6 protein-coding genes are annotated in these 8,014 nt (G+C 70.0%); 2 read left to right on the top strand and 4 right to left on the bottom strand.

The window, feature by feature from the left end:
- Window positions 1-1,268 (top strand): hypothetical protein (locus tag HOP12_04100; protein NOT33335.1); only part of this gene is annotated, 1,268 nt, incomplete at its 5' end.
- Here HOP12_04100 and HOP12_04095 read toward each other — a convergent pair.
- Together HOP12_04095 and HOP12_04090 are read right to left on the bottom strand one after the other, a co-directional pair.
- Window positions 1,231-3,600, bottom strand: a complete 2,370-nt coding sequence (locus tag HOP12_04095) for a hypothetical protein (protein ID NOT33334.1) — start codon at window positions 3,598-3,600, stop codon at window positions 1,231-1,233. The two genes, HOP12_04100 and HOP12_04095, sit on opposite strands and share 38 nt — an antisense overlap.
- Entirely contained in the window at window positions 3,597-4,328 is a 732-nt protein-coding gene (locus HOP12_04090) for a hypothetical protein (protein NOT33333.1), read from the bottom strand. Before HOP12_04090 ends, HOP12_04095 begins: the two co-directional genes overlap by 4 nt.
- A 142-nt stretch (window positions 4,329-4,470) precedes the next feature.
- On the opposite strand from HOP12_04090, the gene HOP12_04085 reads away from it, so the two are divergent.
- Entirely contained in the window at window positions 4,471-5,298 is an 828-nt protein-coding gene (locus HOP12_04085; protein ID NOT33332.1) for a methyltransferase domain-containing protein, read from the top strand.
- A gap of 4 nt (window positions 5,299-5,302) precedes the next feature.
- On the opposite strand, the gene HOP12_04080 is transcribed toward HOP12_04085, so the two are convergent.
- Together HOP12_04080 and HOP12_04075 are read right to left on the bottom strand one after the other, a co-directional pair.
- The gene (locus HOP12_04080; GenBank protein ID NOT33331.1) at window positions 5,303-6,481 is read right to left on the bottom strand and encodes a carotenoid 1,2-hydratase; all 1,179 of its coding nucleotides are present in this window, start codon (window positions 6,479-6,481) and stop codon (window positions 5,303-5,305) included.
- Window positions 6,481-8,014: ABC transporter permease (locus tag HOP12_04075; protein ID NOT33330.1), on the bottom strand; the 1,534-nt coding region annotated here is incomplete at its 5' end. The genes HOP12_04075 and HOP12_04080, both read right to left, overlap by 1 nt.

Here is an 8,014-nt window from a genome sequence, read left to right as displayed (position 1 = left end):
ATCGGGTTCCTGCTGCGCGCCGCCTTCATGCTGCGACCAACGGCCGGCATCCGGTCCCCAGTTCCGATCCGGCAACCTACGACCAGGTGGCCTGGAATCTCGCGCGAGGCCTGGGTTTTTCGCTCGGGTCCGATGGCGCCACCTGGCCGACTGCATTCGTTCCACCGCTGGTGCCGTTTTGGATCAGCCAGATCTATCGCGTCGCGGGACACGATCCGTTCCTTGCGCTGCTGGTGCAGTGTGCGATCGGTGCCCTGGTGCCGCTGCTGATCGGCCGCCTCGCGGCTGCGCTCTACGGCTCGAGCGTGGCGCGCCTGACGGGCTGGATCGTGACTCTGGATCCCCTGCTGATCTTCTTCAGCGGCTACCTCCTCACCGAGACCACGTTCTCGGCCACCCTGGCGCTCGCAATGCTCGCGAGCGTCGCGTGGGTCAAGACGCCGCGCAGCGGACGTGCGGTCGGCGTCGGGCTCCTGTGGGGACTTGCCAGTCTCTCGCGCCCCACCGCACTGCTGCTTCCCGCCGCACTCGCACTCTGGGCGTGGGTCCCGCTCGGTCTGGCGCTGACGCGGGCCGCTCGGATCCGGCAGCTGGCGTTGATGGCGCTCGGACTGGCGGTGGTGGTCGGGCCGTGGACGCTTCGCAACGCGATCGAGCTGCGCGCCTTCGTGCTGATCACGACCGGGCAAGGACGCGCGCTGCTCGACAGCAACAACCCGCTGGTGTGGGACGACCCCGCGCAGCGTGGAAACGCGGTGACCGTTTATCAGCGCGAGCCATGGAGCCGCGCGTTTCGCGGCCGCAGCGAGCCTGAAGTGGATCGGCTCGCGAGCGGATTCGCGATCGAGTATCTGCGCGCGAACGCGTCGCGATGGCCTGCCATGGCGGTTGCGAAGGTGTCCCGCATGTGGCGCGTCACGCGCGAGGGCGGGGCCCGGGACTGGTCAGGCGGCGGAGCGTGGCTCGCGCGCCTGCGGTTCGCCGATCCGCTGTTGCTGTGGTCGCTTCCATTGTTCGCGTGCGCGGTGATCGGCCTCGCGTTCACGGTGCGCGGCCCGCGGCGCTGGTTTCAACTCTCAGCACTCGGACCATTGATCTACTTCACACTGCTCGCGACCCTCTACTGGGGTGCCCTGCGCGTGCGGGTGCCCGTGCAACCGCTGATTGCGATCTACGCCGCGGCGGGCGTCGACGCGCTCGTGAAGCGCGGCCGCGTGCGCGCCAGTGGACTCACCGTGATCGAGGGGCGTTCGGCCGCGGCACGCTGACCGGGCGGCCCTGCCAGGCGGCGAAGGCGCGCGCGATCACGCGCTCGGCCGGCTTGCCGCGCGGCGAGAACGATGGATCGCCGGCCCCCGAAGCGCGAGCGGAGCTGAACCACTTCCACACGTAGACGCCGGCCACCCAGGTTTCCGAGTCGAGCGCATCAACGAGTGCTTCGTAGCACGCGCGCTGAGTCTCGAGATCGGGCGGTCCCGGTCCCTCCTCCCAAGGCTTCACCGCCGCGTTCGGCAGTGAGGGATAGCCGGCCTCCAGCAGCAACACGGGGCGGCCACTCGCGCGGGCCACTTCACGCAGTCGCGCGAGCGCCTTGCGCGCGCCTTCTCGAAGCGTGTTCGGATCGCGCGTCGGTGAAGCGACGAGCGGCTCGTAGAACGACACGCCGATCACATCGACCGCATCCCAGAATGGAAGCGTTCGCACTTCGTCGCCCCAGTTGGCGCCGTAGCTGAGCGTGCCGGTGTAGATCCGCCGTGCGTCGGCGATCAGCCCGCGCCACCGATCCGGAAACGCACTCGAACTGCTCGCCAGCTCGTGCCCCACCACCAGTCCTTCGAGCCGCTCGCGCTGCGCGAGGATCGCGTAGTGCAGCAGGAATTCACGGTAGCCTTCGAAGAACCGTGCCCAGTCGCCGTTGGAGAGCGCCAGTTCACCGACCCAGCCGCGCGTCCAGAGATGCGGCGTGAGCCACACCTTGAGGCCGAGTGCTCGCGCGCGTGCCGCGCACTCGACCAGCGACTCGTCGTTCTCGCCGTCGGGTCGCGCATCGGCGCTCGGCCAGATCTCCGGTGATCCGGTGCCGGGCAGGAAGCCGAACGGTGTCAGCGAGATCCAGTCCACTCCGAGGCCCCGCAAGCGGCCCAGTTCCTCGGCGCACGCGCGCGAAGCGTAGCCCTGTTCGAGGCTCACGCGGTGCGCGAGGCAGGCGCCGCGCTGAAACCCGTCCGCGGCACGCCACGGACGCGGCCCCTCGCGCCGCATCGCCGCGACTCCCGAGCGCGCGAGCGAGTCCGAGATCGCCGCGTAGCGTTTCTCCAGCGCGACCGCCGAGACTCCCGCACGCCGCGCCAGACTGTCGAGCGTGCCGGGCGCCGGCGAGGCGAGCCACGCATTCCAGGCCAGCGGCGCTCGGCGCCCCGCCACCTCGAGCAGCGCTCCGAGCAACACCGCGCGCGCCGGTTCGAGGATCAGCGGCGAGCGCCAGCGCTTCGACACCCGAGCGGCGTCGAACGCGCGCGGCCACACGCGGCCGTGGTAGAGACGGCTCACCGACTGCGCGAGCGGCTCGCCCTCGAAGCGCCGCGCCCACCAGATGCCTCCGGCGCGGAAGAAGCGCGAATCGAGGCGAGCACCTCGCGCCGCCAGTCGCGCCGAAGCGACCGACTCGAGATCGTCGCTGGTACGCGAGGCCGGAAGTGCTGCGTGCGCCACCCCCGCGCGCTCGACGTGTTCGGGTCGCGTGTCACGGGTGAGCAAGCCCTTGTGCTCGAGACTCGAGTAGAGCGTCAGCACGACCGGTCGCTCGGCGGCAGCGCCGAATCCGGCCGCATCGAGTCGAGCGAGCAGCGCTTCCGCGCTCGCGAGTGCACGCGTCGCGCGCGTCGCGTCGCCGGCCGAGCGAACCGTCACCTCACGACCTTCGTAGCGCTTGAGGGAGCGCGCGAATTGCTGGCGCTCGGACAGGAGATCGCGATCCAGGGACGCCGAGTAGGTCCATGGCCGCGGCGTATGGGCAAAGCGACCGGAGCGCAGCAGTTCGCGATCCCGATGGATGCGCCAGTCCTCGTCGCCGAACAGCGGGCCGCCACCGTCGCCGACCGCCTCGGCGGAGTTGCCCGCCAGCAGCAACAGGAACCGCGCGGGCGCGAGCGGGTTCGGATACACCAGGTGCAGCACGTCGCGCGGCTCCCGGTAGCTGCGACCCTGGAAGCAAAATCCCACTGCTTCGAACACCACCGGCAGCGCCGGGGCCAGCCGCGCAGTCCAGCGATTCTCACGCGGCCCGCCGATCAGGAACACCGAGTGCGCCGCGAGGTCTTCACGCGTCGCTTCGAGGTCCGAGATCACGCGCGTGCTGTCGGAGCCGAATAGCCGGCTGGCGATCCGCAGCGCGCGCCTGCGCAACGCCGGAGCGGCGGATGGGTCGGCCGTCCCGTAGACGAAGCGAAACGCGGCGTCACCGCCGAGCAGTGCCTCCATGGCATCTCGCGAGAGTCGCGGAGGCTGCAGTGGCGCGACGGTGTCGGCGGCGCGTCCGAACCCGGGTGCCATCAGGATCGCCACGAGACACACGGCGAGACCCAGGCGCCCGCAGGTCACTGCGGAATGACGCTCGCGACCCGGAATCGGAAGGCGTAGGTGACCGGGCGCCCGTCGATTTCGACCGCCAGGTCGAAGCCGAACTCGCGATCCACGAATTGCACCGCCTGTTCGTCTTCCGGGAACAGTACGCGATGCAGCTGAATGTCGCGTCCACCCGGATCGACCAGCGACGAGATCGGGAACACGTAGTCGCTGTAGCGCTGCAATCCACCGATCTGGGTCGTGGTCTGCGACCGGAATCGGTCGTCCCAGCGCGTGGTGGCGTGCGCGATCTTGTCGGGTCCGCCGGTCGCGCGCAGGAACGCACTGCGCTCCCAGTCGATCACGACCGGACGATTGAGCCGATTCTCGACCTGGAAGTGCACCGCCTCCAGCGTCGGGCGGAAGAAGAACGACAGTTCGCGGTCCTGGAAGTTGAACTGGCTGCTCGCGGGCAGCGTCTGCTTGAAACGGAAAAGGTAGCGATTGTCTCGCGAGCTGATCAGTGCCCCGACCGAGTCGCCCGCACCGGCGACCACGCGCAGGTAGCCGTCTGCGCCGGTCTCGGAAGCACCGGCGCGAGGTGGAAGTGCGGTCTCCGCGGTGGCCGGCGGCACCGACTCCGTGTTCGCGGGCGTCGCAGGCGGCGCGGGGTCGGCCGAGTGGCTCGATGCGCAGCCGATCACGGTCCAGGCGAGCAGTGCGACGCAGAGTCCGCTGCGCAACGAACGCCGGAAGGAATGCATGACCGCAGGTTAACGGCGGTGCGGGCGGGCGGCAAGCCGGGACCCGCACGGCGACCATGCGGCGACCATGCGGCGACCATGTAGCGACCATGTAGCGACCCTGTAGCGACAACTGGATGCGGATTCCGGTAGGGTTACCCGCATGAGTCAGCCGCCGGACCAGGACTACGTGCTCGGCACGCACGACGCCGAGATCGCCCGCCTCGCACTTCAGAATCGGGTATGGCGCGACTGCGTCCTGGCCGGCTTCGACCGCGCGGGCATCGGGCCCGGCGCACGCGTGATCGACGTCGGCGCCGGCCCCGGCTTCGTGACGATGGAGCTTGCGCGCCGCGTGGGACCGAGCGGTCGCGTGATCGGATTCGAGCGTTCCGCGCGGTTCCTCGCACACGCGCGCGCGGCGTGCGAGCGTGAAGGGCTCTCGAATGTCGAGCTGCGCGAAGTTGATCTCGATCAGGTGACCTTCGAGCCGCTCGGCTTCGACGCCTCGTTCTGTCGCTGGGTCGCGGCGTTCGTGACGCGCCCCGATCACCTGATCGACAATCTCTCGCGAGCGCTCGCGCCCGGCGGCCGCGCGATCTTTCACGAGTACGTGGACTACCGCAGCTGGCGCACCTCGCCCGCCTGCCCGGTGCACGAGCGCTTCGTGGGCGAGGTGATCGCGAGCTGGCGAGAGCAGGGCGGCGAGCCCGACATCGCGCAACAATTGCCCGCGCTGCTGCTCGCCCGCGGCTTCCGGCTGCTCCACACCACTCCGCTGGTGTTCTGTACCCGGCCGGGCGACTCGGTGTGGCCGTGGCCTGAGGCGTTCATCTTTACCGGTGCGGAGCGCCTGCGCGAACTGGGACGTGTGGACACGGCATTCGTCGAGGCCTTGCACGAGGAGTACCGGCGCGCTGCGGCGAATCCGGCGACTTTCACGCTCACGCCGCTGGTGCTCGAGATCGTGGCCGAACGCGTCGCGCCCTAGCGGGCTAGAAGCCCGGGAGCGGCCCGGCGTAGCCGGTCAGTTCCACATATCCGAAGCCCCCGACGCGACGCCCCTGCGCGGTTCCTCGCAGCTGCACCGCACCCTCCCAGTACGCGAGTGCGATGGGAGCAGGTGTACGCAGCTCCTGATCGGCGAGGCGCGGCTCGACCGCGAGCTCGAGCTCAAGGGCCGGAATCCGGATGCGCCAGCGGGCCGGATAGCGCCCCCCGCTTTGGCGACTGGCCCAGTGTGCGAGCGTCTCGATTGAAAACTCGCCGCGCTCGAGGTGACGCACTCGGCCGTCGCGCTCGACCAGTGTGCCGCTCGAGAGCGGCTCGATCGAGCCGTCGCGGCGGCGCAGCACGTAAAGCATCAGCTCGCGGCCATCGTCGAGCTGCAGGCTGAACCAGTCCCAGCCGATCTGATCGGGTCCGAGCTGGCTGGTGCCGAACTCGTGGTCCATCCACGACTCGCCGACCACCGGCAGCGTGTCGCCGGCGACGAACAGCCGGCCGCGCGTGGCCAGCCGCGTGATGGAAACATAGTGCGACGCATGGCCCTCGCCCGCCGCCTTGCGGCTCACTCCGTCGCGACCGTGAATCACCGGCGGCTTCAAGGGATCGAGCCGGAGATCGAGTCCGAACGAGTCGGTCGCCGCGCGCACCCGATGCGCGATTCCGTCGGCCGAAAGCTCCGAAGTCCAGTCACCGACCCATGCCCGATAGCGTGCGGTGTCGGCTCCTGCGAGCCCAAGGGCCGGGCGGCTCACGCGCTGAGCGCTCACGTAGCGACGGCCCTCGACGTCGGTGACCGCCAGGTGCGCGAAGTAGACGGTATGCGGGGCCCAGGCCGAGACGCTGGCCGCACGCGTGCGATCGAGGCCCACGCGAAAGATCGTGAGCTGATAGCCGAATGCGCGGCGGCCACTCGCGAGCTGGCCGGTGTAGTACCACCACTCACTCTGGAACTCGGGGTGCGAAGCGTGATCGCGCGGAAACTCGTAACGGCGCCCGGGTGTGGCGAAGCGATATTCACCGGCGTAGCGCAGCGTGGCGGCGGTGCCTGGCGAGTTCACGGCGTGTGCGCGCGTCTCGGCCGGTGCGCGCCCCGGCGGAGAATCCCGCACACCGCACGCGAGACTCCCCGACACCGCGATCATCAGCACGAACGACTTGTGCCGCATCACTCCATCCTCAGCGCTTCGCGCGCCAGACGTCCGGCGGCCAGTCGCGCCGGCAGGAACCCCGCGAGCGTCGAGGTCACGATCATCAGGGTCACGGCCTGCACGAAGATCCACGGATCGAGCGACCAGCGCACCGTCCAGCCGAAGAACTGCTTGTTGATCACGTGCACCAGGATCAGCGCGAGCACCACTCCCGCCGCACAGCCGAGCAGCGCGCCGACCGCACCCAGCAGCCCGCTCTCGACCAGCACCATGGTTCGCACCTGCGAGCGCGCCGCACCGACGGCACGCAGAATGCCGATCTCGCGCGCGCGTTGCAGGATCAGCGCGGTCAGCGAGCCCACCACGCCGAGCACCGAGACGATCACCGCGATCGCCTGCAGCGCCCAGGTGATGCGAAACGTCTGGTCGAAGACCTCGAGCACCCGGGCCCTGAGGGCCTGATTCGGCGTGGCGCTCAGGAACGTGGACGGCCCGGCTGCCGCGAAGATCGCCTGCCGCACCGGTTCGGGATCAGTGCCCGGTGCCAGGTAGAGCGCCAGGCTCTCGGTCCGATCGACGCCCCACAGGCGCGCGAACAGGCGCCGATCCATCAGCACCGCGCCCGCGTCGACGCTGTAGTCGTAGAACACTCCCGCGATCGCCAGTCGCACGCGCCCCGCCGGAACGTCGAGCGTGACGGAGTCTCCGGCCGCGACCCGATGACGATGCGCAAAGCTCTCGGTCACCACGCACGCCGAGGTCGCCAGTGCGCGATCGAACACCGCCCGCGTGTCCGCGTCCACGAACTCGAGGCTGCCGTGATCGCGCTGCACCTCGAAGTCGATCCCGGCCGCCTGCGCGAGCCGTCCACCGACCTCGATCGGCGTGCCGCGATAGGTGTCCATCGCCACGACGCCCGGCAGCGCGCGCAGCTTCGTCAGCAAGTCGAGCGGCAATGCGGTGGCGCTGGCGGACTCGCGATGGCCGACCGGCTCGACGTAGAGATCGCCGCGCAGCGACTGGGTGACCCACTGGTCAACGGTGCGCCGAAAGCTCCCGATCATGACGCTCATCGCGACCGTCATGCCCACGGCGACCAGGATCGCGGCCACCACCACGCTGCTGCGTACCCGGGTTTCGAGCAGGTAGCGGGCGCCCAGCAGCCCCGGCACTCCGAACACCCGACGCGTCGCCCCGGCAAGCGAGCGCATGCCGAGTTCGAGCGCGACGGGCGACAGGCACGCAAAGCCGGCGAGCGCCAGGAACGCGCTCGCAAATCCACCCAGGGGTCGTCGCTCGACGACCGTCCAGCCGGCCGACAATGCGGCAAGTGCGAGCAGCGCGACCGCCGCCAGCGTCGCGTTGCGCAGCGAGGGCGCTCGCGTCACCACGAATGCACCTTCGCGCGCAGCCGTTGCCGGCGGCGTGGTCGCGGCCTCGAGTGCCGGCGCGATCGCCGCGAGCATCGCGCTCGCGACGCCGAGACCCACACCCATCGCCACGATCCAACCGTCGAGCCGCACGCTCGCCGCCTGCCGCACCAGATAGAGC

This window comes from Candidatus Eisenbacteria bacterium, assembly GCA_013140805.1.
Lineage (GTDB): Bacteria > Eisenbacteria > RBG-16-71-46 > RBG-16-71-46 > RBG-16-71-46 > JABFRW01.
The sequence above is the reverse complement of the archived record's forward strand: the minus strand, read 5'-3'. Positions and strand labels throughout refer to the sequence as shown.